Below are 23,629 nucleotides of genomic sequence, written 5' to 3' on the forward strand. Positions count from 1 at the left end.
GGGCCCATGATCCGCTGCAGGCAGGCCCGGCTGCCAAGACGTGGTCGAAACCACGCCTGATCCTGCCCCTGGGAACAAGACCATCGCCGGATACGCCCGGCGCCGCGCGGATCGCAACCCGCACAGTGCCATCGCAGCAGATCACGCACTAATGCCCGAATCTGACGGGATTAGGTCTGCTCTTAGACTTGAAAGGGATTTTGCACAAGGATCGTGTCATCCCGGTCGGGGCTGGTGGAGAGCACGGCCACCGGCGCCCCGATCAGCTCTTCGATGCGGCGCACATATTTGATCGCCTGCGCCGGCAGGTCGGCCCAGGAGCGGGCCTTGGCCGTGGTTTCCTGCCAGCCCTCGATCTCCTCATAGATCGGTTTCACGCGCGCCTGGGCGGCCTGGCTGGCCGGCAGATAGTCGATTTCGCGACCATCGAGTTCATAGCGCACGCACACCTTGATGGTCTTGAAGCCATCGAGAATGTCGAGCTTGGTGAGGGCGATGCCGGTGATGCCGGAGGTGCGGATGGTCTGGCGCACCAAGGCGGCATCGAACCAGCCGCAGCGGCGGGCCCGGCCGGTGACCGTACCGAATTCGCGGCCGCGCTCGCCGATCAGGCGGCCGGTCTCGTCAGTGAGTTCGGTGGGGAAGGGGCCTTCGCCTACGCGCGTCGTATAGGCCTTGGTGATGCCCAGCACATAGTCGAGCGCGCCCGGGCCGAGGCCGGAGCCGATGGCGGCCTGCCCCGCGACCGTGTTGGAAGAGGTCACATAGGGGTAAGTGCCATGGTCGATGTCGAGCAGGGCACCCTGGGCGCCCTCGAACAGGATGCGGTTGCCGGCCTTGCGCGCCTTGTCGAGCAGGGCGCCGACGTCGTCCATGAAGGGCAGGACGAGCGGCGCCACGTCCGCCAGTTCCTGATAGAGGGCTTCCGGATCGATTTCGTTCTGGCCGGTGCCGCGGCGTAGGGCGTTGTGATGGTTGAGCAGGCGCGCGATCTTCGGGCGCAGGGCGCCGAGATCGGCCAGGTCCATCAGGCGGATGGCGCGGCGGCCGACCTTGTCTTCATAGGCGGGACCGATGCCGCGCCCGGTCGTGCCGATCTTGGTGCCATCGGTCGCCGATTCGCGCAGGCGATCGAGGTCCTGGTGCAGCGAGAGAATGAGCGGGGTGTTCTCGGCGATGCGTAATGTCGTGGGCGTCACCGAAACGCCCTGCTCCGTCAGCTTCTTCACCTCGGCGACGAAGGCGCGGGGGTCGAGCACCACGCCATTGCCGATCACCGAGAGCTTGCCGCGCACGATGCCCGAGGGCAGCAGGGACAGCTTATAGACATTGTCGCCGATGACGAGGGTATGGCCGGCATTGTGGCCGCCCTGGAAGCGTACGACGACGTCGGCCTGTTCCGACAGCCAGTCGACGATCTTACCCTTGCCTTCGTCGCCCCATTGCGACCCGACCACGACGACATTGGCCATGGTGATCTCCCTTCTCTCTCTGGCCCTCGGCCCCGAAATTCCGAGAGCAAAACGCGTTCAAGTGGAAACGTCGTTTTGCTCTAACTCTCTCGTTTCGATACGTTTTTCGATCGCTGGTGGTTCCACCAAATCGTAAAACACCTTCGCACGGAATTCCAAAACCCGGACACGCAAAAGCCCGGCTCATCCGATGGCCGGGCTTTTTCACTTCCTAACGGATCGAGCGGGCGTCGTAAACCCGTAAAAATCGCTGCAAACAGTGAATATTGAGGCTGTCATATATGACGGCCACTATTGACACAAAAGTGTCAACCGTCATTGATACCAGCGCCGCTGTAAAAACCTTTACGGAAAAATGGGCCGGCGCGGCACCATCTTAGGAGTTGGACAAATGAGCAGGAAAACGTGGCTGGGTATCGCATCGGTATCCGTGCTGGCCTTGGCGGCTTCGATGGGCAGCGCGTTGGCCCAGAGCCAGGAGCTGATCGACGCCGCCAAGAAGGAAGGCCAGCTCACCACGATCGCGCTGCCGCATGACTGGTGCGGCTACGGCGCCATCATCGAGGGCTTCAAGGCCAAGTATGGCCTCAAGGTCAACGAGCTCAATCCGGACGCCGGTTCGGGCGACGAAGTCGAGGCCATCAAGGCCAACAAGGGCAATACCGGCCCGCAGGCGCCCGATGTGATCGATGTCGGTCTTTCCTTCGGCCCGACCTCCAAGAAGGATGGCCTGATCCAGCCCTACAAGGTGGCGACCTGGGCTTCCATTCCCGACAATGCCAAGGACGCCGATGGCCATTGGTACGGCGACTATTACGGCGTGCTCGCCTTCGAGGTGAACAAGGACATCGTCAAGAATTCGCCCAAGGACTGGAGCGACCTGCTGAGCTCCGACTACGCGAATGCCGTGGCACTGGCTGGCGATCCCCGCACAGCCAACCAGGCGATCCAGGGTGTCTATGCCGCCGGCCTGTCCGCCGCCAAGGGCGATGCCAGCAAGGCTGCCGCCGAGGGGCTGAAATTCTTTGCCGAACTCAACAAGAAGGGCAATTTCGTGCCCACCATCGGCAAGGCCGCCTCGCTCGCCCAGGGCGCGACCCCGATCGTGCTGCGCTGGGACTACAACGCCCTTACCGATCGCGACACGCTCAAGGGCAATCCGGATGTCGACGTGGTGATTCCCGCCAGCGGTGTGGTCGCTGGCGTCTATGTCCAGGCCATCAGCGCCTACGCACCGCATCCCAATGCCGCCAAGCTGTGGATGGAGTATCTTTATTCCGACGAAGGCCAGATCGGTTATCTGAAGGGCTATTGCCATCCGATCCGCTTCAACGACCTCGTCGCCAACAAGAAGATCCCGGCGGACCTGCTTGCCAAGCTTCCGCCGGCGGAAGCCTATGCCAAGGCCGTGTTCCCGACACTTGATGAGCAGGGCGCTGCCAAGGCCGAGATCACCAAGGATTGGGACAGCGTGGTCGGCGCCGCCGTCAAGTAACATCGTTTGTCATCTCCTGCGCGTCCTGTCCGGTTTCTCCGGGCAGGACGCGTGCTATTGTGGTCGCCGCATGAATACCACCGCAAACACTGCCCCAGCTGCAGCTCCAGGCTCGGCCAGAGCCAGTGGAGGGCTGGCCGTGCTGGGCATGGCGCCCTTCGTGCTCTTCGCCTTGCTCTTCCTGGTGGTCCCGACGGCCTTGCTGCTGGTGGGGGCATTCTTCGACCGGGAGGGGCATTTCACCTTCGGCAACATCTTCGAGCTGTTCACCAATCCGGCGATCGTTTCGTCTTTCTGGCTCAGCATCAAGATCAGCTTCGCCTCGGCCCTCGGTGGTGCCTTCATCGGCTTCTTCGTGGCCTATGCGGTCATTCTCGGTGGCCTGCCGGAGTGGATGCGCGGCGCCGTGATGACATTTTCGGGGGTCGCCTCGAATTTCGCCGGTGTGCCGCTGGCCTTCGCCTTCCTGGCTACGCTGGGGCGGGTGGGGCTCGTCACCGTCCTGCTGCGGGACTGGCTCGGCTTCAACCTCTATTCGACCGGCTTCAACATTCTCAGCTTTACCGGTCTGACCGTGGTCTATCTTTACTTCCAAATTCCCTTGATGGTGCTGGTGATCGCGCCAGCTCTCGATGGATTGAAGCGCGAATGGCGCGAGGCCAATGCCGTGCTGGGCGGCAGCAATTTCCACTATTGGCGGCACATCGCCCTGCCGATCCTGCTGCCGAGCATATTGGGCGCGACGTTGCTGCTGTTTGCCAATGCCTTCGGCGCGGTGGCGACCGCTTATGCGCTTACCGGATCCAGCCTGCCGATCATTCCCATCCAGCTCTTCGCCCAGATCCGCGGCGACGTGCTCAGCAATCCCAATCTGGGCTACGCCATCGCCTTCGGCATGGTGGTGATCACCAGTATTTCCAGCGGCGCCTATATCTGGCTGCGCAGCTATAGCGAGCGGTGGGTGCGATGAAGAAATCCTCCGTGCTGTCCTGGCTGATCATCCTGCTGGCAATCAGCTATTTCATCATCCCGTTGCTCTCCACCTTCGAGTTCTCGCTGCGCATGCTGCGCGGGCAATACAGTTTCGAAGCCTATCGCGTGGTGTTCGCCCAGGCGGAGTTCCAGAACGCGTTCATCCGTTCGATCCTGCTCGCGCTTGCTACGATCATTCTGAGCATCCTGCTGGTGGTGCCGGCGGCCTATCTGGTGCGCCTGCGCCTGCCGCGATGGCGGTCGCCGGTGGAGTTCGTCACGCTGCTGCCGCTGGTCATTCCGGCAATCATCATCGTGTTCGGCTATATCCGCATGTTCAACTCGTCGTCCTGGCTGCCTTTGACCGATAGCGAATGGACCACGGACCTCCTGCTTACCTTCGGCTATGTCGTGCTGGCGCTGCCCTATATGTACCGTTCCGTCGATGCAGGCCTGCGCGCTATCGACGTCAAGACGTTGACAGAGGCGGCCCAGAGCCTGGGTGCCAGCGGTTTCACCATCCTGTGGCAAGTCATCCTGCCGAACATTCGCTCGGGCGTGCTCAGCGGCTCCTTCATCGCTTTCGCTATCGTCATCGGCGAATTCACCTTTGCCAGCCTGCTCAACCGGCCGGTCTTCGGTACTTATCTGCAATTGATCGGCGCGAACCGGGCCTATGAGCCCTCGGCGCTCGCCATCGTTGCCTTCATCATCACCTGGGCCTGCATGGGCCTGTTGCAATTGGTCGGACGCTCGCGCGGCGCCCGGCCGGCACGCTGAAACTGCTACTGGAGGTCAAGATGTCCTTTCTCGAGATCACCGGGCTGCAGAAGAGCTTCGGCGCCAACCAGGTGGTGAAGCGTTTCGATCTGTCGGTCCAGAAGGGGGAATTCATCACCCTGCTCGGTCCCTCCGGCTGCGGCAAGACCACGGTCCTGCGCATGGTCGCCGGTTTCGAGTCGCCATCCGCCGGCTCGATCCGCATGGACGGCAAGGAAATCACTGGCCTGGCGCCCAACCAGCGCAATGTCGGCATGGTGTTCCAGGCCTACGCCCTGTTTCCCAACATGACCGTGGTCGAGAATATTGGCTTCGGCCTGAAGATCGCCAAGAAATCCCAGTCCGAGATCGACGCCCGCGTCAAGCAGATGCTGGAGATGATCAAGCTGCCGCAGATCGCTGATCGCTATCCCTTCCAACTCTCCGGTGGCCAGCAGCAGCGCGTGGCCCTGGCGCGCGCGATTGCGGTGCGCCCGAAGATCCTGCTGCTGGACGAGCCGCTCTCGGCGCTGGATGCCAAGATCCGTGTGTCCCTGCGTGACGAGATCCGGGTGCTGCAGCAGGAACTCGGCATCACCACCTTGTTCGTCACGCATGATCAGGAAGAGGCGTTGTCGATGTCCGACCGCGTCGTGGTGATGAGCGCCGGGCAGATGGAACAGGTCGGCACGCCCTTCGAGATCTACAATTTCCCCAAGACGCGCTTTGTCTCCTCTTTCGTCGGCACGCTGAATTTCCTCACGGGCAAGGTCGTCGATGCCGCTGCCGGGCGCTTCTCGGTCGATGGGCAGGAGGTGATCACCAGCCGTGGCCTGCAGGGTGCCAGCAATGGTGAGACGCGCACGCTGGCCTTGCGCCCCGAAGCCGTGGTGCTGGGCACCGGCGGCGAGGGGCGCAATAGCCTCACCGGTCGCATCGAGCTCGTCAGCTTCCTCGGCTCGATCGTGCGCATCCGAGTGCGCTTCGACGAGAACGTGGTCTCGCTCGACACCTTCAACAATCCGGGTGCCCCGCCCCCGCAGATGGGCGAGGACGTGACGGTGTCCTTCGGCCGCGGTGATCTGCAATTGCTGGAAGAGGTCGAGAAGGTCGCGGCCTGAGGGCTGCATCCTTCTCTCCTTGCGGGAGAAGGATGCAGCCCTCATTCCTTGAGCGGCCCGTTCCTCAAACGTGAAAGATCGAAGTCCCGGATATCCCTGAGCAGGTCGACCAGCGCCTGGGCGCCGAATTCGGCCGAGAGTTCGCCATGTTCCGGCGTTGCTTTCCCAGCATCGCCCGCCGCGCCCTCGGGGCGGATGTCCTGGGCCATCCAGCCGAAGCCGCCGGGACGGCCGGTGCGCAGATATTTGAAGGTCTGCTCCATTTCGTAGGTGACCGGACGGAAGTCCTTGGCCTTGTCCATGCGCACGAGGTCGGGCTGGAAGGCGAGCATCAAGGCTGTCTCGATCTCGCCGGCATGGATGCCCAGGCGCGTCTCGTCATCCGAAAAGGCGCCCTTGGGGTAGCCGAACATGTGCCAGGAGGTGAAGGCGACCAGCATGCCGTGGCGCACGCGCAATTCGCGGGCCACGATATCCATCGCCGCCATGTTGCCGCCGTGGGAATTGACGATCAAGAGCTTGCGGATACCGGCCCGGTGCACGCTTTCGCCGATCTCGACCCAGGCCCGGATTACAGTTTCGGCCGAAAGGCTGAGGGTGCCTGGGAATTCCAGATGTTCGTTGGATTTGCCGATGGTCTGGATCGGCAGGAAGGTCGCGGGAATGTCGGCGGGAATCAGCGGGATGGCGCGGTCGAGATAGCCCTGCATGATCATGCTGTCCACGCCAACCGGCAGATGGGGCCCGTGCTGTTCCACGGCGGCGATCGGCAAGACGGCGATCCAATCGGCGGTTTCGCCGGTGCGGAAATCCTCCGTCGTCATCTCGAACCATTGGCGGCGGGGCAGGGAAGCGGAGGCGGGCATGATCGATTCCAGGAAAAGGGATGCCCGAACCATACAGCCGCGGGGCGCCATTACAACGCCCCGCTGCATTCTCGGTCCGGCCAGCCAGTGCCTGCTACCAGACTTGCTGGCCGCGATAGGGGCCGGGCGGACGGGGTCTACGATAACGCTGGCCGGAATTGGGTGAAGTCGGATTGTTGGAGGGCGTTACCACCGGGCCCGGCGGCGGGTAGCGAGGCGGCCTCTGGACCACGGGGCCATCATTCCAGACAGGTGGGCGGCGGCGGGCCGGTGGGCTGTAGATCGGTGGCTCGTCGACATAGTCCGGCGCAGGATAAATCCGCCGCCTGCTGCGCGGGGCTTCCGGCGCATCGACCCGGCGCAGGTCGCGCCGTTTGGCATAGCGGGGCGGAGGTGGGCTCCAGGACTTGAAGCGGGGGGCTGCCGGCGTCGGCAAGGCGATGGGCGTGACGGCCGGCGCTGCTGGCGGCGGCGCGCAGGCAGCAGCAAGGCTGTCACCGACGGTCAGCGAGGCGGCCGAGGCGGCGGTATTGAGCCAGAGCAGCCATTCGCCGAGAAACTCGGCCGGCCAGGGCGCAACCGGGCCGGTGTCGTAGTCGATGACGGTTGCAGGCGGCGGCAGCACGAACACGGCAATGCCGCGCACGATCTTGATGCGTGTCACCGGGGCCGAGCCGACGAAGGTGCCGACTGGCACCGCCGAAGCTTCACCCTCACAGCGATTGCCGAGCTTGGCCGTCTCGATGAAGGTCCATTGCCTGTCCACGTTGAAATTGGCCAGGCTGATTTCCTGCTGGTCGGTTGCGGGCGGTGTCGGTGCCCATCCGGTCCAGTCGCCGCCGCCGCGCCAGATTACCCAGGCGGGGCTCCATTGCGTGCCGGGTATCCAGACCCAGCCATTGCTGCCGTCCGAGGCCCAGCGGCCGTAATGATGGATGATCTTGCCCCAGACGGTGGGGTCGTCATAGGTCCAGCCGAAATTGCGGTCATAGACCCAGCGGCAGGCCGGATAGGGGTGCCAGCCAGCAGGCACCACCGAAGGCTTCCAGACCTCGCCATAGCGTTCGGAATAGATGTATTGGCCGTAGCCCGACAGCACGGTCTTGAATTCTTCGAGGCTGGGAGCCTGCGCCTGGATGGCGGCGACGGGCGCGGCCCGCGCCCGGTCCGCGAATGTGGCTGCAGTAGGCAGGATGGCACAGGCCAGCAGGAAGGAAGAAACGAGGCCAATCCCCAGATGGCGTGTCGTGCCGGCCATAGCAAACCCCTCCATGGGTTATTGCTTCGATCACAGCCGATGATGAACCTGTTTGGGGGAGCCGTCCGTATCAATTGGCACAAGGTGGCCACAAAATGAAACCGCCGGTACCGGATTTTGCTCCGGTCCGGCGGTCAGAATGCACCAGCTTCGACTGGTTCAGTGCAACCTCTCGGTGCTCTTCAATCTTGCAATTTCGTCTTTCAGAAGGAGTTTCTTGCGCTTCAGCTCTGCGATTTTGAGGTCATCCGAGGAGGGATGAGCCAGTGCGATGGTGAGTTCTGTTTCGAGAGCGTGATGTTTGCGCTCCAGTTCGACCAAATGCGACTGCACAGGCATTAACGGCTCCTTGTGTCACAGTTCCGACATTCAACGTTCTCACGAAACGGTACGCATGTCGAAGGAAAATCGTGGATTCTCGCCGTGAATCGATTGTGCAAAGCAACAATAAATTTAGTCAGAACAATAGCTTACCGCACGGTAATGCAGTGTGGAAGAGCCAAAAAGAATGCTGGATCAAAGGCCTAGGAAGGGCTTGTGAAAGTTGTCCGGCAAGCTTTGCCAAACGGGTGTAAATAGATGGCGATATCTTGCCGCAGCGCTTGCGGGCGAGAAATCGGCTCGGCATAGTTCGGCACCGTGCCCGAAGGGGCATGGGGCGGCAGGACGGTCCAAATACCGAGGCTGCCATTCGGAATGGAAGGGTATGGGCTTGTCAAATCCACTCACCGAGGAGGAGGAAGCCGCGATGATTGCGGAGCTGGGGCAGTTGCGCCAGGAACACCGCGATCTCGACTCCGCGATTGCCGCTTTGGAACAGGTGGGAACTCCCGACCGTCTGCAGCTTCAACGCCTGAAGAAGCGCAAGCTCCATCTCAAGGACCGCATGTCCCTGCTGGAGGACCTGCTGACGCCGGATATCATCGCCTGACGCTTTTGCGTCACCGGCATTGCATGGGGCGCGGGTCACGATAGGGCGTGCGCGCGAACCGGGCCGTCAGACGGCCTTGCCGCTGGCGATCTCGGCCAGCACCCAGTCCCGGAATGCCTTGATCATCGGCTTGTCCGCCTTTGTCCGCGGTGCCACCAAATGATAGGCGAATTCCGGCGCGATCTTCAGCGACAGGTCGAAGGGGCGCACCAGCCGGCCCGCCGCCAGATCGTCGCCGACCAGGCTGGTGTTGCCGAGCGCCACACCCTGGCCGTCGACGGCCGCCTGCAGGGTCATGATCGACTGGCTGAAATGCAGGCCGCGTATCGGGTCGGGTTTGTCGGCCTTGGCGGCCATCAGCCACATGCGCCAATCCGGCCACATCGAATCCTGGCTGTGCCAGTCGAGATGGATCAGGGTGAAATATTGCAGGTCGTTGGGCTCTCGCAGCGGAATGGGTCCATGCAGAAGCTGCGGACTGCAGATCGGAAAGACGTCCTCGACGAACAGGCGGTCCGAGCGCAGGCCGGCATAGGCGCCACGGCCGAAGCGGATGGCGACGTCGACTTCCTGGCGGCTGAAATCGGCGAGCGTATCGGAAATATCGATGCGCATGTCGATGTCGGGAAACTGCTGGCGGAAGCGCGGCAGGCGCGGCACCAGCCATTTGGCCGCGAAGGATGAGCCGGAAGAGACGGTGAAGCTCTTGCGCTGGGTGGTGTTGGCGGCCCTGTGCAAGGCTTCGTCGATGGTGCGCAGGGCGCCGCCGGTCGCTTCGAGCAGTTCCTCGCCTGCATGGGTGAGCTTCATGCTGCGGCTGGTGCGAAAGAACAGCCGGGTGCCGAGGCGGTCCTCGAAAGCGCGGATCTGGCTGCTGACGGCGGCGGGGGTCACGTCGAGCTCGATCGCGGCCTTGGCAAAGCTCAGATGACGAGCGGCGACGGCAAAGGTCCACAATGCACCGAGGCCAGCTCCCGATCTGCTCATGCCCTACCTGTGATCATCAAGTTTTTGTTGATGGTGAAGAAAGGTTTGCTCCATTGATAATCTAGCATAAAGCATTGAAAATAGGAAACATATCGCAAGAGCGTATTTACTTTTTGTTGAGGGTACGAGTATGTCGAGCGTCGAATTCCACGAAGATGAATGGGGCCGGCATTGGAGCTATGCCCCGGCTCTGCACGGGACGCAGGTGCGCCTGCACTACTCGATCGCCGCCATTCTGGTCGAGGGGGCCACATCCTTCGTCGAAGCGATCTCCGCCGGCCTGGCACAGCTCAGGGGGCAGGATCAGACAGTCGCGATGGGGCATCAGCGCGACGTTTATGGCGATGACGATGTCCCGCCGATCCGCTATGCCCGCTATGAGGGCGTGCGCGACGAGTTCGGTCGCCAGCTTCCATAAAGGTGATGTTCCTGGATTCTATCGGATGACAAAAAGGGCGCGATCACCGATCGCGCCCTTTCTTGTTGCCGGTATTAGGTCGCAACGGGTCCGGGAAAGCACGGCTGGAGCCGGCTGCCAACCTCCACAAGCAAAAGGGCTTTTCCGCGCTGGCGAAAGAGCCCTTTCAAGTGGTGGATCTGAGCTGGCCGCCTGGGGCTCAGTCGTCCTTCTGCTTGATACCCTTGAGCTTGGCGAACACGTTGGCGACGTCCAGTTCGTCCTCCTCTTCCGCCTGGCGCGGCGTGTTGCCAAGGGAGGCGAAGGGATTGTCTTGCCTATGGCCGCGATCAGCCGTCGGTCCGGTGGTGATTTCCGCGGGCAGCAGCGTGGCGCTCTCGGGCTCGGGCGGCCGATCCTTGGAGGCGCGGGCGACTTCGAAATCGAGATCGATCTGGGTGCAGAGACCGAGCATGACCGGATCGGCCGGGGCCAGCTGCGCGGTGTTCCAATGGGTGCGATCGCGAATGGCGGCGATCGTCGTCTTGGTGGTGCCGACCAGACGCATGATCTGGGCGTCCTTGAGTTCGGGATGGTTCTTCACCAGCCAGAGAATGGCGTTGGGGCGATCCTGGCGCCGCGAGACCGGCGTATAGCGCGGGCCCTTCTTGACCTTGGCGATGGCGATCTTGACCTTCGGCTCGGCCAGCCGGAGGCGGTGATGGGAATCGCGCTCGCCGCGGGCGATCTCCTCGCGGGTGAGCTGGTTGGCGATCACAGGATCCTGGCCCTTGATGCCGGCCGCAACCTCGCCATCGGCAATGCCCTTGACCTCCAGCGGATGCAGTTTGCAGAACTCGGCGATCTGGTCGAAGGTGAGGGCAGTGTTCTCAACCAGCCAGACGGCGGTGGCCTTCGGCATCAGCGGGGCGGTCGACATTGGCATCTCCTCGGAAAGCATGAGCCCGCTGCCGCCTCGCTCCAGCCTCCTGGAACGAAGCCCGACGCGAGCTGATTGTCGGGATTCATACCTCATATAGTCGTCGTTCGCCCGAAAGGGAAGCCTGTTGCACCGCTTTCCCGCCAGGATTGTCGACAGGGAGCCATCCTGGCTATGGTGATCCCCTCGGTGCGGGCAGGTGGGAGCGGACGGGATGGCAGGGCGGAGCCCAAGCAAATTCCTCCTGATTGTGCCATGGGCACGATCAGGAGGAATTTGCAGGATATCAAACATTGGCAGAGTTTTCTGGCGGGCCGCATCCGCGGGCCGCACCGGAAAACTCTGCTTAGACGGGATCGGACGCCGCCGGGTGATGGAAGCGATGGTGGGGCTTGTGGTTGCCGGTGTCCCGGCCGCGGCGGTGGGCGCTCCCGAGAGCTTTCGCGAGGAAGTGGTCAGCCTGCTCCGCCGGCACCGGCCCGCTTTGAAATTCACTCTGCCCGGCGATGACCCCGAGAGCGTGCATGTCAAGGTCGGCGAAGATACCAAGCAGGTCTATCTCGGCAATCTGCAGCGCCAGCTCGGCACGGCGCGGGGGGCGGACCGGGAGAGCCAAATCCTTACTTTCTTCGATGGTATCCTGGCCGTCCGGCCCGCCGATGACGACGAGCGCAGGCATTGGCAGGATGCGCGTGCAAAACTGCGCCTGCAGATCGTGCCTATCGAATATCGCCAGCAGGCCAAGGAGCTGATCTCGCGCGATCTGACGGCCACGGTGGTGATCGCCTATGCGCTCGATCAGGGTGAGCGCTATTCCCTCGTTACGACGGATGATCTGAAGACATGGGGCGTCAATGCCGACGCCGTTCACGAAGCAGCCTTGTCGGGGTTGGAGGCCGCCTCCGGCGCGCTGGCGATCGGGGCCAAGAAATCGGCGAGAGGCCAGGGCGCCTCCGCGACCATTCTGACCCAGGATGGCTATGATGCCGCCCGCCTGCTGCTGCCCTCGATCCGGCAAAGGCTGCTGAAGGCGCTGGGGAGCGACCTTGTGATCGCCGGCATTCCCAATCGGGATTTCCTGGTGGCCTGGACGCCCGACTTTTCGGCAAGGGCTGATTTTGCCGCGAAAGTGAGCGAAGATTCCAAGTCGCGCTCACATCCGCTCACGGACGAGCTTTTTGTGCTCGATGCCAATGGGTTTAGAATGGCGACGACGGCGGAACTCGCCGAGCAGCGCCGTATTTGATGTGAGGAGACGAAATGGCGATTTTCGACGAAGAGCCGCGAAAGGTGCCGGTGGCACATCAGATCGGGCAGGACCTCTCGACCTTGTCGCTGCATGAGCTCGACGAGCGCATCGCGGCCCTGAAACAGGAGATGGTGCGCCTGGAGGAAGCCAAGGCCCGCAAGGCAGCCTCGCTTTCGGCAGCGAGTGCCTTCTTCAAGACTTGAGCCTGTAAGCCAAACCCGCCGTTCAGGCGGGGTGACGCAGGAGGCCGTTCAGCAAGGCATGAAAGGCCTTCACCGCCTGCTTGGACGCCGCCTGTGGATCGGCCGCATTGGCGATCCATTGCGAGGCATGCCAGGTGGCGCCATTGACCAGCCGGGCTGCGGCCTCCGGGTCGACATCGGCAAGAACACCGTCCCGCTTCAGCGCGGCCAATGTGGCACTCATCGAGGCGATGCAGCCATCCTGGCTCGGCCATTGTGAGGGATCGCCGAGGAAGGCCGGGCCGTCGCGAAACAGGATACGCTGGATTTCGGGCTCCAACGCCATCTCGATATAGGCCGAGCATTCGGCGACGAAACCCTGCCAGGGATCTTCAGCCTGGGCCGAAACGGCGGCGAGCCGCTTGGACATCTCGGCGTCGAGTTCCGTGATCACCGCCGCGAGCAGGCCCTTCTTGTCGCCGAAATGGTGATAGAGAGCGCCGCGCGTCAGGCCGGCAGCCGCCGTGAAATCATCCATCGACGCTTCCGCATAGCCGACCGTGCCGAAGGCGGCGCGTGCCGCGGCCACCAGCTTGGTGCGGGTCTCGGCGATCATTTGTGCTCGCGGTTTGCGGGCCATGTCCTCTCCTTTGCATACACCGCGTATATTAGTTGACATACGAGACGTATGCAACTATGTCGAATACATACGTTGCGTATGTCAGCGCATCCTTTTCCCTTGGAGTGCCCGATGTCCAATCCCTACAGCCTGATCTTCCGAGCGCCGGGGGCAAAGGCCTTCGCGGCTGCCGGTTTCCTGGCGCGCCTGCCACTTGCGATGGTGACCATGGGTATCGTTGCCATGATCTCGCAGACCCACGGCGAATATTGGCTGGCCGGCGCCGTCTCGGCGACCTTCGCCCTCGGCAATGCCTTCATGTCTCCGCAGATCTCCCGCCTGGTGGACCGCCACGGCCAGAGCCGAGTCCTCATTCCCGCGACGAGTCTGTCGGTTGTCGCCTTCTCGGTTCTGCTCCTGGCCGCGCATTTCCATTGGCCGGCATGGATCTTGTTCGTTGCGGCCCTGTTCGCGACCACCATGCCCAGCATGCCTGCGATGGTCAGGGCACGCTGGTCGGAGCTCTATCGCGATACGCCGCAATTGCACACTGCTTTCGCCTTCGAATCGGTGGCCGACGAAGTCGTTTACATGGCTGGATCCATCCTTTCGGTCGGGCTGAGCGTGGCGTGGTTCCCTGAGGCCGGTCCGCTGGTTTCGACCGTGTTCCTTGCCGTCGGCACGGCGCTTTTCGTGATGCAAAAGTCCACCGAACCGCCCGGCCGCTTCACCGGCCCCAGTGCTTCCTCGGCCATCCGCTTGCCCTCGGTGCGCATCCTGACTTTCGTCCTGATCGCCATCGGCACCATCTTCGGAACGGCAGAGGTCACGGTGATCGCCTTTACCAAACAATTGGGGCAGGCGACGGCAGCCAGCTTTGTCCTCGCTGGCTACGCCGCCGGCTCCCTCATTGTCGGCCTGGTGTTCGGGGCGTTGAAGCTGAAGACGCCGCTCGAGCGTCAATTCGTCATTGCCATTGCGGTAGCCGCGGCCACAACTGTGCCGCTGCTGTTCGTTTCCAATGTGGTGATGCTGGCGCTGTTGCTGTTCTTGTCGGGTGTATCGATCTCGCCGACACTGATCACCGCCATGGGTCTGGTCGAGCGGCATGTGCCGGCGGCCAAGCTCACCGAGGGGATCACCTGGGCGATGACCGGCATCGGCATCGGCATGGCGGTCGGCTCCTTCGCCTCGGGCTGGGTTATTGATCGCTTTGGTGCTGCCGACGGCTTCTGGATCTCTTTTGCGGCCGGTATCGTCGCGCTCACGGCTGCGCTGCTGGGTTCGTGCAGGCTGACGCCGGTAGCGAAGGAGGACGGGCTATGCGCGGCGGCCGCCTGACTAAAGCATTTTCCAAAGAAGTTGATAGATTTCTTGATTAAGAAAAATACGTCAAAACAAAGAGTTAGAGAAAAATGCGACTCGGATAAGGCACGCTTTGCTCTCGAACCGGCGGGCGTTAACCGAATATCAAGAATTCCGCGATAACCTCACGCCATTCCAGCTCGCTGGATGTTCGAGTGGCTCCTGTTCACTCTGTTTGACGCCTCCCTGTTTCGACTTGGACAAGCCGCGATCATCCGTATCGCGGCTTCTTTTTGTGTGTGGGGGGCGGATCTTCGGATCCGCCTGGAGGCGCGAGGCTCGATGGAAGAGCAGGGCGGGTCTGAAGACCTGCCTCCCACGACCAGGACAGCCCAAAAACAAAAGCGGACCCGAAGGCCCGCTCTCATCGTCCCAGCCATGTCTGCTAGAGCAAAACGCGTTCAAGCATGAACGCTTATTTACTCTAACTCTTTGTTTCCAAGCCAATCCAAAGGATTAGCTTGAGCGTCTTTGCGATTCTTGCCAATTCCGTCAAATCGCAAATCGCTCTAGGCTCAGCGCTTGAAGCTGATGCCGGCAAAGCGCTGGTTGAACTTCGACACGCGGCCGGCGCGGTCGAGGAGCTGCTGCGAACCGCCGGTCCAGGCCGGATGGGTCTTGGGGTCGATGTCGAGCTGAAGGGTGTCGCCTTCCTTGCCCCAGGTCGAATGGGTGTGGAACTCGGTGCCGTCGACGAAGACAACCTTGATCTTGTGATAGTCGGGATGAATGTCGGACTTCATGGGGTCAAATCCTGCTCTGTGCCGGAGCGCTACCCCGGTCGGACAAGTCAAATTCGAATGAGTGGGCGGCTCGATAGCGCAATTTCGGTCCGGATACAAGCACCGCTCCCGCATTTCTCACATGCGGGAAACGTCATCTCGCCGGGGCTACAGCAATGTTCCCCGCAGAATGACCAGGGCGACGGTGAAATAGATGACGAGGCCGGTGACGTCGACCAGCGTCGCGACCAGGGGCGCAGAAGCGCTGGCGGGGTCGAAGCCTACCTTCTTGAGAATGAAGGGTAGCATGGAGCCGGTCAGCGAGCCGAAGGTGACGATCGCCGTGAGGGCGCAGCCGATGGTCAGGGCCAGCAGGGCCCAATGCGGCCCGTAGTCGTAGAAGCCGGCCTTCTGCCAGACCACGATGCGCACGATGCCGATCAGGCCGAGGATTGCGCCAAGCACGATGCCGGTCGGCAGTTCGCGCAGGGCGACCCGCCACCAGTCCTTTAGCTTCACCTCGCTCAGCGCCAGCGCGCGGATGAGCAGGGAGGTTGCCTGGGAGCCGGAATTGCCGCCCGAGGACATGATCAGCGGGATGAACAGGGTGAGCACCACTGCCTTTTCGAGTTCGCCCTCGAAGAATTGCATGGCGCTCGCCGTGAGCATCTCGCCCAGCAACAGCACTGACAGCCAGCCCGCGCGCTTCTTGATCATCGACCAGAAACCGATCTGGTCATAGGGATCGTCGAGGGCCTCCATGCCACCGAACTTCTGGGCGTCCTCGGTGCCCTCGGCCACGATCGCGTCGATGATGTCGTCGAAGGTGCAGATGCCGATGACATGCATGCTGTCGTCGACCACCGGCACCGCCAGGAGGTCGTATTTGGCGATCAGGCGTGCCACTTCCTCACGGTCGGCCGTTGGCGCGACGGTGATCGGCTTGTCGAAGCGGGCGGCCGTCAGCACCGAGGCCTTGGGATCGGCGGTGATCAGGCGGCGCAGCGCCACGGCCTTGAGCAATTGGCGGGTCTTGGGATCGAGGACATAGACCGAATAGATCGTCTCGCGCGTGCGCTCGACCCGGCGGATGTGGTCGAGAGTCTGCTCCACCGTCCAGGACGAGGGCACGGACACGAATTCGGTGGTCATCAGCGCGCCGGCGGTGTCCTCGGGATAGGACAGCAGCCTGTCGAGCGAAGCGCGGGTCTCAGGATCGAGCCGATTGAGCAGATCGGTGCGCGGCGGATCGTCCATGTAGCGGAAGACATCCGCCACACGGTCCGAGGACATGCCGGCCATCAGCTTGAGCGCCCGTTCGGCGGGCAGGGCCTCGATCAGTGCCGCAGGATCGTCCAGGCCTGGCTGGTCGAGCACCTCGATGGCCCGCTCGTCGGGCAGGTGCACGAGGACATGCGCCTGTTCCTCGATCTCCTGCTCGTTGAGCAGCTCGACGATGTCGGCTACGTGCTCGAGGCCGAGGCAAACCTCGAGGATGTCGCGGTCAGCAACGTCAACGGTCTTTTCAGCCAGGTCTTCCATGGCTCTTCCTTCCTCTCGGCCGTTGCCGGCCGGAAGGACGAGCCCGCAAGCGGTCAGTCCTTACAAGCCGTCAACGGCGCGAACATTCGACTGCTACTGTCGCTTGGCATGATCTCGTTGATCTCGTGGGGTCCGGCCAGGGACGCTTCCTTTGGAATAAATCCAAAGGCCGGAACAATCGCGACTTGCGCCTCTCCGCCGTCGCAGTCAAGCGCTTTTTTGCACTGCGCGATAATATGGAGAGCGCGGCAAACTGAAGCGGTTTGGGCCCGTGCGATTGCAGCAGCGCCCACAGCGGGGCATTGTCCCGCGCGCTCGAAAGGAAGAATACTACGTGGCCACGGAAACTGACCCGAAAACCCGAGAAAATACCGCGGAATCCGCCAGGAACAGCCGGACCTTGCGCCCGCTGATGGCGCTGGCACCCTATGCCCTGGCTTATCGTGGCCGCATCCTGCTGGCTTTCCTGGCTCTGACGCTGGCGGCGGCGGCGACGCTGGTGGTGCCGATCGCCATGCGCCGCATGATCGATCACGGCTTCTCGGCCGATCATGCCGTCGCCATCAATTCCTACTTCCTGGCCATGACCGGCGTGGTGCTGATTCTCGCTTTGGCCAGTGCCTGCCGCTATTATCTGGTGATGACGCTGGGCGAACGGGTGGTCGCCGACGTGCGCACCGCCGTGTTTGCCCACTTGACCGACCTTTCACCGGTGTTCTTCGATACGGCCAAGACCGGCGAGGTGCTCTCTCGCCTCACCGCCGACACGACCCAGATCAAAGCTGCGTTCGGTTCGTCCGCCTCGGTGGCCCTACGCAATCTTTTCCTGTTCGCCGGCGCTGCGGTGATGATGGTGTGGACCAGCCCCAAACTCTCGGCGCTGGTGCTGATCGCCATTCCCATCATCGTGCTGCCGCTGGTTGCCTTCGGCCGGTCCGTGCGCACCCGCTCGCGCAAGGCGCAGGACACCCTGGCCGATGCTTCCGCCTATGCCGGGGAGATCATCGGTGCCATGCGGGCGGTGCAGGCCTTCACGGCCGAGCGCCTCGCCATAGGGCGCTTTTCGGGCGAAGTGGAGAATGCCTACCAGGCCGCTGCGATTTCGACCCGCTCGCGCTCGGTGTTGACGGCAATCGCCCTCTTCCTGGTATTCGCCTCGGTGGTCGGCGTGCTCTGGCTCGGCGCTCATGATGTGGTGGCGGGTGTGATGACCCCGGGCACCCTGTCGCAATTCGTGCTCTATGCCGTGTTCGGTGCCGGTGCCCTTTCGGAGCTTGGTCAGGTCTGGGCGGAGATCGTGCAGGCGGCCGGTGCCGCCGAGCGTCTGGGCGAACTTCTTGGCGAAAGGCCGGCGATATCGGCGCCGGCCCGGCCGCTGGCCCTTCCCGAGCCGGCGCGCGGTGCCGTGGCCTTCGAGGGCGTGACCTTCGCCTATCCCACCCAGCCGGACAGGCCGGTGCTGCACGATATCGATCTTGCGGTGAAGGCGGGCGAGACGGTCGCCATCGTCGGGCCGTCCGGAGCCGGCAAGAGCACGCTGTTCCAGCTCCTGCTGCGCTATTACGACCCCCAGTTCGGCCTGATAACGCTGGACGGCGTGATGCTGCCGCAGGCCGATCCCAAGCGCGTGCGCCAGCGCATCGCGGTGGTGGCCCAGGATCCGGTGGTCTTCGCGGCGACCGCCCGCGACAATATCCGTTTCGGCCGTCCTGACGCCAGTGACGCCGAGGTCGAGGAAGCAGCTCGCCTGGCCGCGGCCGACGGCTTCATCCGAGCCATGCCACAGGGTTACGACACGCCGATCGGCGAGCGCGGCGTGACGCTGTCGGGTGGCCAGCGCCAGCGCATTGCCATCGCCCGTGCCATCCTCAAGGATGCCCCCGTGCTGCTGCTCGACGAGGCGACCTCGGCGCTGGATTCGGAAAGCGAAAAGGCGGTGCAGGCGGCGCTCGACGGCCTGATGACCCAACGCACCACCCTGGTGATCGCCCATCGCCTGGCCACGGTGCAGGCTGCCGATCGCATCATCGTGCTCGATGACGGACGCATCGTCGAAGAGGGCACACATGAGGCCCTGGTGGCGCGCGGTGGCCTCTATGCCCGGCTGGCACAGCTGCAATTCAGGGACGCGGCCTGAGCCGGAGGAGCGGTGTGCCGGTCTTCAGACCGGCATTTCCCGTGTTGATGAACGCGGTGTTTTCAAGAATGTCGTCTGAAGATCGGCACACCAGCCGCGCTCCTATCGTCCCGCCGCGTTCACGACGGCGCAGATATGGGTACGCAGGGCGCTTTCGGTCGAGAACTGGCCGGGCTGCACATGGAATTCGAGATCGACGCGGGTCGCGCTGCCAGTCTTGCGGGCGATGACCCGGATTGTCTGGGGTCGGCCGGAATTGGCGCCGTCCTGGGTTGCGATCAACACACCGGCCTTCTTGTTGACGCTGACGACGTCGATACCCTCAGCGGACAGGGCACGCCCGACATTGTCGAGCGCCTTGGCCGGAGCAACCTTGGGAAAGACTGCCCAGGTGCTGTAGGTCAGGCCGGTGAGCAACGGCACGCCGGAACTCTTGAAGTTCTGCGCGCAGCTTTGCGCAGCGGCGGGTGAGGCGATCAGGAGAGCGAGCGCGGCGGCGCCGGTAATATTCTTCAGCATGGAAACATCTCTGGCTGCCGCCGGGCCCCGGTCGGCGATGGCTTAAAGCGTTTTGCGATTTGACGGGATCACTTCAAATCGCAAAGGCGCTCTCGCCAATCCGTTGGATTGGCCTGGAAACAAGGAGTTAGAGCAAGGCACGGTTCGGATAAACCGCACTTTGGTCCGGGGACATCACAGTGGAGAGCGAGGCAATCCATCATGACCATCCGTGATAAGCTACCTACCACTACGGGAATAGAAGAAATTCGATGGCTATTGGGTTGCTGTTTCGCAGGGTACTTGCCGACCGAGGATGACAAGGCAGATCGGTAGATGGGATACGCCGTGACATAAAGAGTTCGGCTACGGCCTCTCTTCGATCGGAGATTTGGGGTGGAACAGGCTCCTGGGAACGAAGATCGCGGCCTTGCGGACGAGAAGAGCCGGGCTTGGCGCGATCTTGGCTGGGGGATCGGGTGGTCATGCCTGCTTCTGGTACTGATCATTGCCCTGATGTGGAGCGCGCTTGCCTTGGAAGGCATCCTGCCGAGCGGGGCAGTGGCCCTGTTATTCTTTTTCTCCCTGGCCGCCATCATCCAGCTCGTCTTCCTTTATCCGGTCTTCTCGGCGATGGGCACTTTGTTCAAAATCTATGTCGGGCGCCGTCTATGGCGGCTGACATGGGTACGGTGGCTGGTATGGTCCTTCCTCGCCGTGATCGCGGTCAGCGGCCTCTACCAAGCCTGGTCGGATCTGATGTCCTGAAATGCGGCTCGTCTCCGATTCCCCGGCGGCCAGCCGCAACCTTCGACGGCCGAGTCACGAAAAAGGCCGGTCGCGAGACCGGCCTTGATCGTATCGAATATCAATGCGCCATCAGGCCGAAGGGGCCGGCTCCATGCCGCCTTCCGTCTGCGGGGGCGGGCGACGTGGCTTGCCGGCGGAGATGGCCGAGCCGCGGGTCGTCTGGGGCTCGTCCAGCGGATCGCGCGAAGGCGGCTTGCCGTTGAGGAGGTCGCGGATCTCGTCGCCGGTCAGCGTTTCATATTCGAGCAGCGCCTGAGCCAGGGCCTCGAGCTCGTCCCGTTTTTCGGTAAGGATGTGCTTGGCGTCTTCCCAGCCCTGATTGATCAGGCGGCGCACTTCGGCGTCGATCTTCTGGGAGGTCGCCTCGGACACGCTTTGCGTACGGCCCATGGACATGCCGAGGAAGACCTCGTCCTGGTTCTCGCCATACATCACGGTGCCGAGCTCATCCGAATAGCCGTAGCGGGTGACCATGGCCTTTGCCATGCGCGTGGCCTGCTCGATGTCGCCGGCGGCGCCGGAGGTGATGTTCTCCTTGCCGAAGATCATCTCCTCGGCCACGCGGCCGCCCATGGCGACGGCGAGCTGGGAGGTAAACTCGACAAATTTCATCGAGTAGCGATCGCCCTCGGGCAGGAACTTCACCATGCCGAGCGCGCGGCCACGCGGGATGATCGTGGCCTTGTGCACCGGGATGCCCTTGGGCACGTTGAGGCCGACGACGGCGTGGCCCGCCTCGTGATAGGCGGTGAGGCGCTTTTCCTCCTCCGACATCGCCATGGTCTTGCGCTCGGCGCCCATCAGGATCTTGTCTTTGGCGTCCTCGAATTCGAGATGGGTGACCATGCGCTTGTTGCGGCGCGCTGCGAGCAGGGCAGCCTCGTTGACCAGGTTCATCAGATCGGCGCCCGAGAAGCCGGGCGTGCCGCGGGCGATGATCTTGAGGTCGACGTCGGGGGCGAGCGGAACCTTGCGCACATGCACGCGCAGGATCTTCTCGCGGCCGGACAAATCAGGGTTGGAAACCACGATCTGGCGGTCGAAGCGGCCGGGACGCAGCAGGGCAGGGTCGAGCACGTCGGGGCGGTTGGTCGCCGCGATGATGATGATGCCCTCGTTGGTTTCGAAGCCATCCATCTCGACCAGCAACTGGTTGAGGGTCTGCTCACGCTCGTCATTGCCGCCGCCCAGGCCGGCGCCACGATGGCGGCCGACGGCGTCGATTTCGTCGATGAATATGATGCAGGGCGCGTTCTTCTTGGCCTGCTCGAACATGTCGCGCACGCGGCTGGCGCCGACGCCCACGAACATTTCGACGAAGTCGGAACCGGAAATGGTGAAGAAAGGCACGTTGGCTTCGCCGGCGACGGCACGCGCCGTCAGCGTCTTACCGGTGCCGGGCGGACCGACCAGCAGCACGCCGCGCGGGATACGGCCGCCCAGGCGCTGGAATTTCTGGGGATCGCGCAGGAACTCGACGATCTCCTGCAGGTCCTCCTTGGCCTCGTCGATGCCGGCCACGTCATCGAAGGTGACGCGGCCATGGGCCTCGGTCAGCAGCTTGGCCTTGGACTTGCCGAAGCCCATGGCCTTGCCGCCGGCACCCTGCATTTGGCGGGACAGGAAGATCCACACACCGATCAGAGCCAGGATCGGCAAGGCCTGCAGCAGGAGCTGCAGCAGCCATGGTGTTTCGGCCGGCGGCGCGGCACTGACCTGCACGCCCAAATCATTCAATGTCTTGGCCAGTCCCGGGTCGTTGGGCAATTGCGTGGTGAAGTTCGAGCCGCCATTGACGTAGCTGCCCTTGAGCTCACTACCCGTGATGGTGACGTCCTTGACCTTGCCTTCCTTGGCCGATTTCACCAGTTCGGAATAGGAGATCGAACTGTCGGCGGAAGCGCTTTGGCTACCCGTCTGCCGGAACAGAGTGAAGAGTGCCAGCAACAGCAGCACTACGATCACCCAAAGCGCAAAATTTCGGAAGTTCGCGTTCATCTCTTGCCTTTCGCGGCGGACGGCCTGCCTGTGCAGGAGACGCCACAGCATATCGCGGCTAAAATAGGCACGGGCGAGCCAAATGCCAAGCCAAGCCCGTGGGATAGATAGCCCTGCGCTCCCTTATAGAAGTGGCGAGGGCTTGTCACGGTGAAGATTCAAGTGGCGCATGCGCCGCTAATTTCTTGAAATAGGCCATTATTTTGCCGCTTCTAGGGCAAGGCCGGTGGAAAATGACAATTTCTACATCTTGGTTTTTGCAGCACCGCGCCGGCGTTCGGGCTCACGGGTGATTTGCAGATTGCCGGCCTTGTCCAGCCGCAGCAGCGTGCCGCCGAGGCTGCGCTGCCAGGATCCGCCTTGGCCGAGAGCCGGGTCGAGGGCTTGATCGAGTGCTGCGGCCAGCGCCTCCAACCGTTCGAGGCGCAGGCCATAGGCTGATGCCTTGCTCTTGTCCTGCATCAGCAGGACGGCTCGCTCCAGGATACGCAGCCTGATATCGGCGGGGCAGGCCGCAAACCCCGGGCCGTCGAGATGCAGGCGGTCTTGTTCCCGTCGGGCGAGAATCTCGAAACGCTCGGCCGCAACGGCCTCAAGGGCATCGTTGCTGCGCGCGGCGCGGCGGGCGAGCAAGGCCAGGCGTGCCGGGTCGAGGCCGAGCGGCGCGAGCTGGGCGAGAAGGGCGCGCAGGCGTACGCGCTCGAATCGGGGATTGCGGTTGGAGGGATCTTCGAGCCAGGCCACCCCGGCGGCCTGCAGGGTCGCCACCAGCCGGGCCCGCGTCGTGCCGAGCAGGGGGCGGAGAAGGCTGAGGTCGGCCAGGGGCGTGAGGGGACGCATCGCCGCCAGGCCGTCGACGGCCGAGCCGTGAAGCAGCCGCATCAGCACGGTTTCGGCCTGGTCGTCGAGCGTATGGGCCGTGGCGATCGCGTCCGCTCCGACTTCGGTGGCCACCGCAGTCAGCAGGGCGTAACGGGCGCTGCGAGCCGCTTCCTGCAAGCGTGCGGCAGGCTTGTCGCCCTCCCAGCGCTTGACGATACAGGGCAAACCAAGATCGACGGCTCTTGCGGAAACGATACGGCATTCCTCCGCGCTTTCGGCACGCAGGGCGTGATCGATGCTCGCGACGGTGAGACGGGTTTGCGGGCTTTGCTCGCGCCAGCGCGCGGCCAGCAGCATCAGGGCGGTGGAATCGCCGCCGCCCGAGACAGCGAGGATTACATGGGCGCGATTGTGGAAATCGGCGAAGAGGGCAGGAAGTTCCTGCAGGGCAATGGCTGCGGACACGGCTCAGTCCCCGAACGCGCGG

23 protein-coding genes are annotated in these 23,629 nt (G+C 63.0%); 11 read left to right on the forward strand and 12 right to left on the reverse strand.

Annotated elements, in window-relative coordinates:
• Positions 1-182: 182 nt before the first annotated feature.
• Positions 183-1,472 carry an adenylosuccinate synthase gene (locus ACZYTC_RS27880; RefSeq protein ID WP_488991058.1) on the reverse strand — a complete coding sequence of 430 codons (1,290 nt, stop codon included), beginning with the start codon at positions 1,470-1,472 and terminating at the stop codon, positions 183-185.
• A gap of 451 nt (positions 1,473-1,923) precedes the next feature.
• Between ACZYTC_RS27880 and ACZYTC_RS27885 the strand changes: the two genes are divergently transcribed.
• From ACZYTC_RS27885 to ACZYTC_RS27900, 4 genes are all read left to right on the forward strand, one after another.
• Positions 1,924-2,967, forward strand: coding sequence for an ABC transporter substrate-binding protein (locus tag ACZYTC_RS27885; protein ID WP_434959586.1), 1,044 nt, complete (start codon positions 1,924-1,926; stop codon positions 2,965-2,967).
• A gap of 70 nt (positions 2,968-3,037) precedes the next feature.
• On the forward strand, positions 3,038-3,937 hold the full coding sequence (locus tag ACZYTC_RS27890) for an ABC transporter permease (RefSeq protein ID WP_488991059.1): 900 nt from the start codon (positions 3,038-3,040) through the stop codon (positions 3,935-3,937).
• Positions 3,934-4,719, forward strand: coding sequence for an ABC transporter permease (locus ACZYTC_RS27895; protein WP_434955123.1), 786 nt, complete (start codon positions 3,934-3,936; stop codon positions 4,717-4,719). Before ACZYTC_RS27890 ends, ACZYTC_RS27895 begins: the two co-directional genes overlap by 4 nt.
• Positions 4,720-4,739: 20 nt before the next feature.
• On the forward strand, positions 4,740-5,819 hold the full coding sequence (locus ACZYTC_RS27900; RefSeq protein WP_434955124.1) for an ABC transporter ATP-binding protein: 1,080 nt from the start codon (positions 4,740-4,742) through the stop codon (positions 5,817-5,819).
• Positions 5,820-5,860: 41 nt separating this feature from the next.
• Here the strand turns inward: ACZYTC_RS27900 and ACZYTC_RS27905 are convergent, their stop codons facing one another.
• The 3 genes from ACZYTC_RS27905 to ACZYTC_RS27915 form a co-directional block, all read right to left on the reverse strand.
• Positions 5,861-6,685, reverse strand: coding sequence for a creatininase family protein (locus ACZYTC_RS27905; protein WP_488991060.1), 825 nt, complete (start codon positions 6,683-6,685; stop codon positions 5,861-5,863).
• Positions 6,686-6,779: 94 nt separating this feature from the next.
• Positions 6,780-7,943, reverse strand: coding sequence for a DUF6600 domain-containing protein (locus ACZYTC_RS27910; protein ID WP_488991061.1), 1,164 nt, complete (start codon positions 7,941-7,943; stop codon positions 6,780-6,782).
• 159 nt (positions 7,944-8,102) lie between these two features.
• Complete coding sequence (locus ACZYTC_RS27915; protein WP_434955127.1) at positions 8,103-8,282, reverse strand: YdcH family protein; 180 nt, start codon at positions 8,280-8,282, stop codon at positions 8,103-8,105.
• A gap of 367 nt (positions 8,283-8,649) precedes the next feature.
• Between ACZYTC_RS27915 and ACZYTC_RS27920 the strand changes: the two genes are divergently transcribed.
• Positions 8,650-8,874: a YdcH family protein gene (locus tag ACZYTC_RS27920; RefSeq protein WP_434955128.1), complete on the forward strand. Its 225-nt coding sequence runs from the start codon at positions 8,650-8,652 to the stop codon at positions 8,872-8,874.
• A gap of 66 nt (positions 8,875-8,940) precedes the next feature.
• Here the strand turns inward: ACZYTC_RS27920 and gcvA are convergent, their stop codons facing one another.
• A complete protein-coding gene (gcvA, locus tag ACZYTC_RS27925) occupies positions 8,941-9,861 on the reverse strand; it encodes a transcriptional regulator GcvA (RefSeq protein WP_434955129.1) in 921 nt (306 codons plus the stop codon).
• Positions 9,862-9,991: 130 nt separating this feature from the next.
• On the opposite strand from gcvA, the gene ACZYTC_RS27930 reads away from it, so the two are divergent.
• Positions 9,992-10,279, forward strand: a complete 288-nt coding sequence (locus ACZYTC_RS27930) for a hypothetical protein (protein ID WP_434955130.1) — start codon at positions 9,992-9,994, stop codon at positions 10,277-10,279.
• Positions 10,280-10,478: 199 nt separating this feature from the next.
• Here ACZYTC_RS27930 and ACZYTC_RS27935 read toward each other — a convergent pair whose 3' ends face one another.
• Positions 10,479-11,198, reverse strand: coding sequence for a DUF1013 domain-containing protein (locus ACZYTC_RS27935; protein ID WP_434955131.1), 720 nt, complete (start codon positions 11,196-11,198; stop codon positions 10,479-10,481).
• A gap of 382 nt (positions 11,199-11,580) precedes the next feature.
• Between ACZYTC_RS27935 and ACZYTC_RS27940 the strand changes: the two genes are divergently transcribed.
• A complete protein-coding gene (locus ACZYTC_RS27940) occupies positions 11,581-12,444 on the forward strand; it encodes a DUF1444 family protein (protein ID WP_488991062.1) in 864 nt (287 codons plus the stop codon).
• A gap of 14 nt (positions 12,445-12,458) precedes the next feature.
• Positions 12,459-12,650 (forward strand): DUF1192 domain-containing protein, encoded by a 192-nt coding sequence (locus ACZYTC_RS27945; protein ID WP_434955133.1) that lies wholly within the window; start codon positions 12,459-12,461, stop codon positions 12,648-12,650.
• A gap of 22 nt (positions 12,651-12,672) precedes the next feature.
• On the opposite strand, the gene ACZYTC_RS27950 is transcribed toward ACZYTC_RS27945, so the two are convergent.
• Entirely contained in the window at positions 12,673-13,269 is a 597-nt protein-coding gene (locus tag ACZYTC_RS27950) for a TetR/AcrR family transcriptional regulator (protein ID WP_434955134.1), read from the reverse strand.
• A gap of 111 nt (positions 13,270-13,380) precedes the next feature.
• On the opposite strand from ACZYTC_RS27950, the gene ACZYTC_RS27955 reads away from it, so the two are divergent.
• A complete protein-coding gene (locus ACZYTC_RS27955; protein WP_441771275.1) occupies positions 13,381-14,589 on the forward strand; it encodes an MFS transporter in 1,209 nt (402 codons plus the stop codon).
• A 539-nt stretch (positions 14,590-15,128) separates the two neighbouring features.
• Here the strand turns inward: ACZYTC_RS27955 and rpmE are convergent.
• On the reverse strand, positions 15,129-15,356 hold the full coding sequence (rpmE, locus tag ACZYTC_RS27960; RefSeq protein ID WP_434955136.1) for a 50S ribosomal protein L31: 228 nt from the start codon (positions 15,354-15,356) through the stop codon (positions 15,129-15,131).
• A gap of 147 nt (positions 15,357-15,503) precedes the next feature.
• Complete coding sequence (mgtE, locus tag ACZYTC_RS27965) at positions 15,504-16,877, reverse strand: magnesium transporter (RefSeq protein ID WP_434955137.1); 1,374 nt, start codon at positions 16,875-16,877, stop codon at positions 15,504-15,506.
• Positions 16,878-17,211: 334 nt separating this feature from the next.
• Here mgtE and ACZYTC_RS27970 point away from each other — a divergent pair, with 334 nt between their 5' ends.
• A complete protein-coding gene (locus ACZYTC_RS27970) occupies positions 17,212-19,014 on the forward strand; it encodes an ABC transporter transmembrane domain-containing protein (RefSeq protein ID WP_441771274.1) in 1,803 nt (600 codons plus the stop codon).
• A 102-nt stretch (positions 19,015-19,116) separates the two neighbouring features.
• Here ACZYTC_RS27970 and ACZYTC_RS27975 read toward each other — a convergent pair whose 3' ends face one another.
• Positions 19,117-19,533 carry a hypothetical protein gene (locus tag ACZYTC_RS27975; protein ID WP_434955139.1) on the reverse strand — a complete coding sequence of 139 codons (417 nt, stop codon included), beginning with the start codon at positions 19,531-19,533 and terminating at the stop codon, positions 19,117-19,119.
• A 375-nt stretch (positions 19,534-19,908) separates the two neighbouring features.
• Here ACZYTC_RS27975 and ACZYTC_RS27980 point away from each other — a divergent pair, with 375 nt between their 5' ends.
• Entirely contained in the window at positions 19,909-20,280 is a 372-nt protein-coding gene (locus ACZYTC_RS27980; protein WP_434955140.1) for a hypothetical protein, read from the forward strand.
• Positions 20,281-20,391: 111 nt separating this feature from the next.
• On the opposite strand, the gene ftsH is transcribed toward ACZYTC_RS27980, so the two are convergent.
• Together ftsH and tilS are read right to left on the reverse strand one after the other, a co-directional pair.
• The gene (ftsH, locus tag ACZYTC_RS27985) at positions 20,392-22,320 is read right to left on the reverse strand and encodes an ATP-dependent zinc metalloprotease FtsH (RefSeq protein ID WP_434955142.1); all 1,929 of its coding nucleotides are present in this window, start codon (positions 22,318-22,320) and stop codon (positions 20,392-20,394) included.
• A gap of 243 nt (positions 22,321-22,563) precedes the next feature.
• Entirely contained in the window at positions 22,564-23,607 is a 1,044-nt protein-coding gene (gene tilS / locus ACZYTC_RS27990) for a tRNA lysidine(34) synthetase TilS (protein WP_441771273.1), read from the reverse strand.
• Positions 23,608-23,629: the final 22 nt, after the last annotated feature.

Source organism: Labrys sp. F242, assembly GCF_057813875.1.

What these genes read in the sequence shown, in the direction of transcription:
- ACZYTC_RS27880 (WP_488991058.1), bottom strand. Translation starts at nt 1,472, where the DNA reads ATGGCCAATGTCGTCGTGGTCGGGTCGCAATGGGGCGACGAAGGCAAG.
- ACZYTC_RS27885 (WP_434959586.1), top strand. Translation starts at nt 1,924, where the DNA reads ATGGGCAGCGCGTTGGCCCAGAGCCAGGAGCTGATCGACGCCGCCAAG.
- ACZYTC_RS27890 (WP_488991059.1), top strand. Translation starts at nt 3,038, where the DNA reads ATGAATACCACCGCAAACACTGCCCCAGCTGCAGCTCCAGGCTCGGCC.
- ACZYTC_RS27895 (WP_434955123.1), top strand. Translation starts at nt 3,934, where the DNA reads ATGAAGAAATCCTCCGTGCTGTCCTGGCTGATCATCCTGCTGGCAATC.
- ACZYTC_RS27900 (WP_434955124.1), top strand. Translation starts at nt 4,740, where the DNA reads ATGTCCTTTCTCGAGATCACCGGGCTGCAGAAGAGCTTCGGCGCCAAC.
- ACZYTC_RS27905 (WP_488991060.1), bottom strand. Translation starts at nt 6,685, where the DNA reads ATGCCCGCCTCCGCTTCCCTGCCCCGCCGCCAATGGTTCGAGATGACG.
- ACZYTC_RS27910 (WP_488991061.1), bottom strand. Translation starts at nt 7,943, where the DNA reads ATGGCCGGCACGACACGCCATCTGGGGATTGGCCTCGTTTCTTCCTTC.
- ACZYTC_RS27915 (WP_434955127.1), bottom strand. Translation starts at nt 8,282, where the DNA reads ATGCCTGTGCAGTCGCATTTGGTCGAACTGGAGCGCAAACATCACGCT.
- ACZYTC_RS27920 (WP_434955128.1), top strand. Translation starts at nt 8,650, where the DNA reads ATGGGCTTGTCAAATCCACTCACCGAGGAGGAGGAAGCCGCGATGATT.
- gcvA (WP_434955129.1), bottom strand. Translation starts at nt 9,861, where the DNA reads ATGAGCAGATCGGGAGCTGGCCTCGGTGCATTGTGGACCTTTGCCGTC.
- ACZYTC_RS27930 (WP_434955130.1), top strand. Translation starts at nt 9,992, where the DNA reads ATGTCGAGCGTCGAATTCCACGAAGATGAATGGGGCCGGCATTGGAGC.
- ACZYTC_RS27935 (WP_434955131.1), bottom strand. Translation starts at nt 11,198, where the DNA reads ATGTCGACCGCCCCGCTGATGCCGAAGGCCACCGCCGTCTGGCTGGTT.
- ACZYTC_RS27940 (WP_488991062.1), top strand. Translation starts at nt 11,581, where the DNA reads ATGGTGGGGCTTGTGGTTGCCGGTGTCCCGGCCGCGGCGGTGGGCGCT.
- ACZYTC_RS27945 (WP_434955133.1), top strand. Translation starts at nt 12,459, where the DNA reads ATGGCGATTTTCGACGAAGAGCCGCGAAAGGTGCCGGTGGCACATCAG.
- ACZYTC_RS27950 (WP_434955134.1), bottom strand. Translation starts at nt 13,269, where the DNA reads ATGGCCCGCAAACCGCGAGCACAAATGATCGCCGAGACCCGCACCAAG.
- ACZYTC_RS27955 (WP_441771275.1), top strand. Translation starts at nt 13,381, where the DNA reads ATGTCCAATCCCTACAGCCTGATCTTCCGAGCGCCGGGGGCAAAGGCC.
- rpmE (WP_434955136.1), bottom strand. Translation starts at nt 15,356, where the DNA reads ATGAAGTCCGACATTCATCCCGACTATCACAAGATCAAGGTTGTCTTC.
- mgtE (WP_434955137.1), bottom strand. Translation starts at nt 16,877, where the DNA reads ATGGAAGACCTGGCTGAAAAGACCGTTGACGTTGCTGACCGCGACATC.
- ACZYTC_RS27975 (WP_434955139.1), bottom strand. Translation starts at nt 19,533, where the DNA reads ATGCTGAAGAATATTACCGGCGCCGCCGCGCTCGCTCTCCTGATCGCC.
- ftsH (WP_434955142.1), bottom strand. Translation starts at nt 22,320, where the DNA reads ATGAACGCGAACTTCCGAAATTTTGCGCTTTGGGTGATCGTAGTGCTG.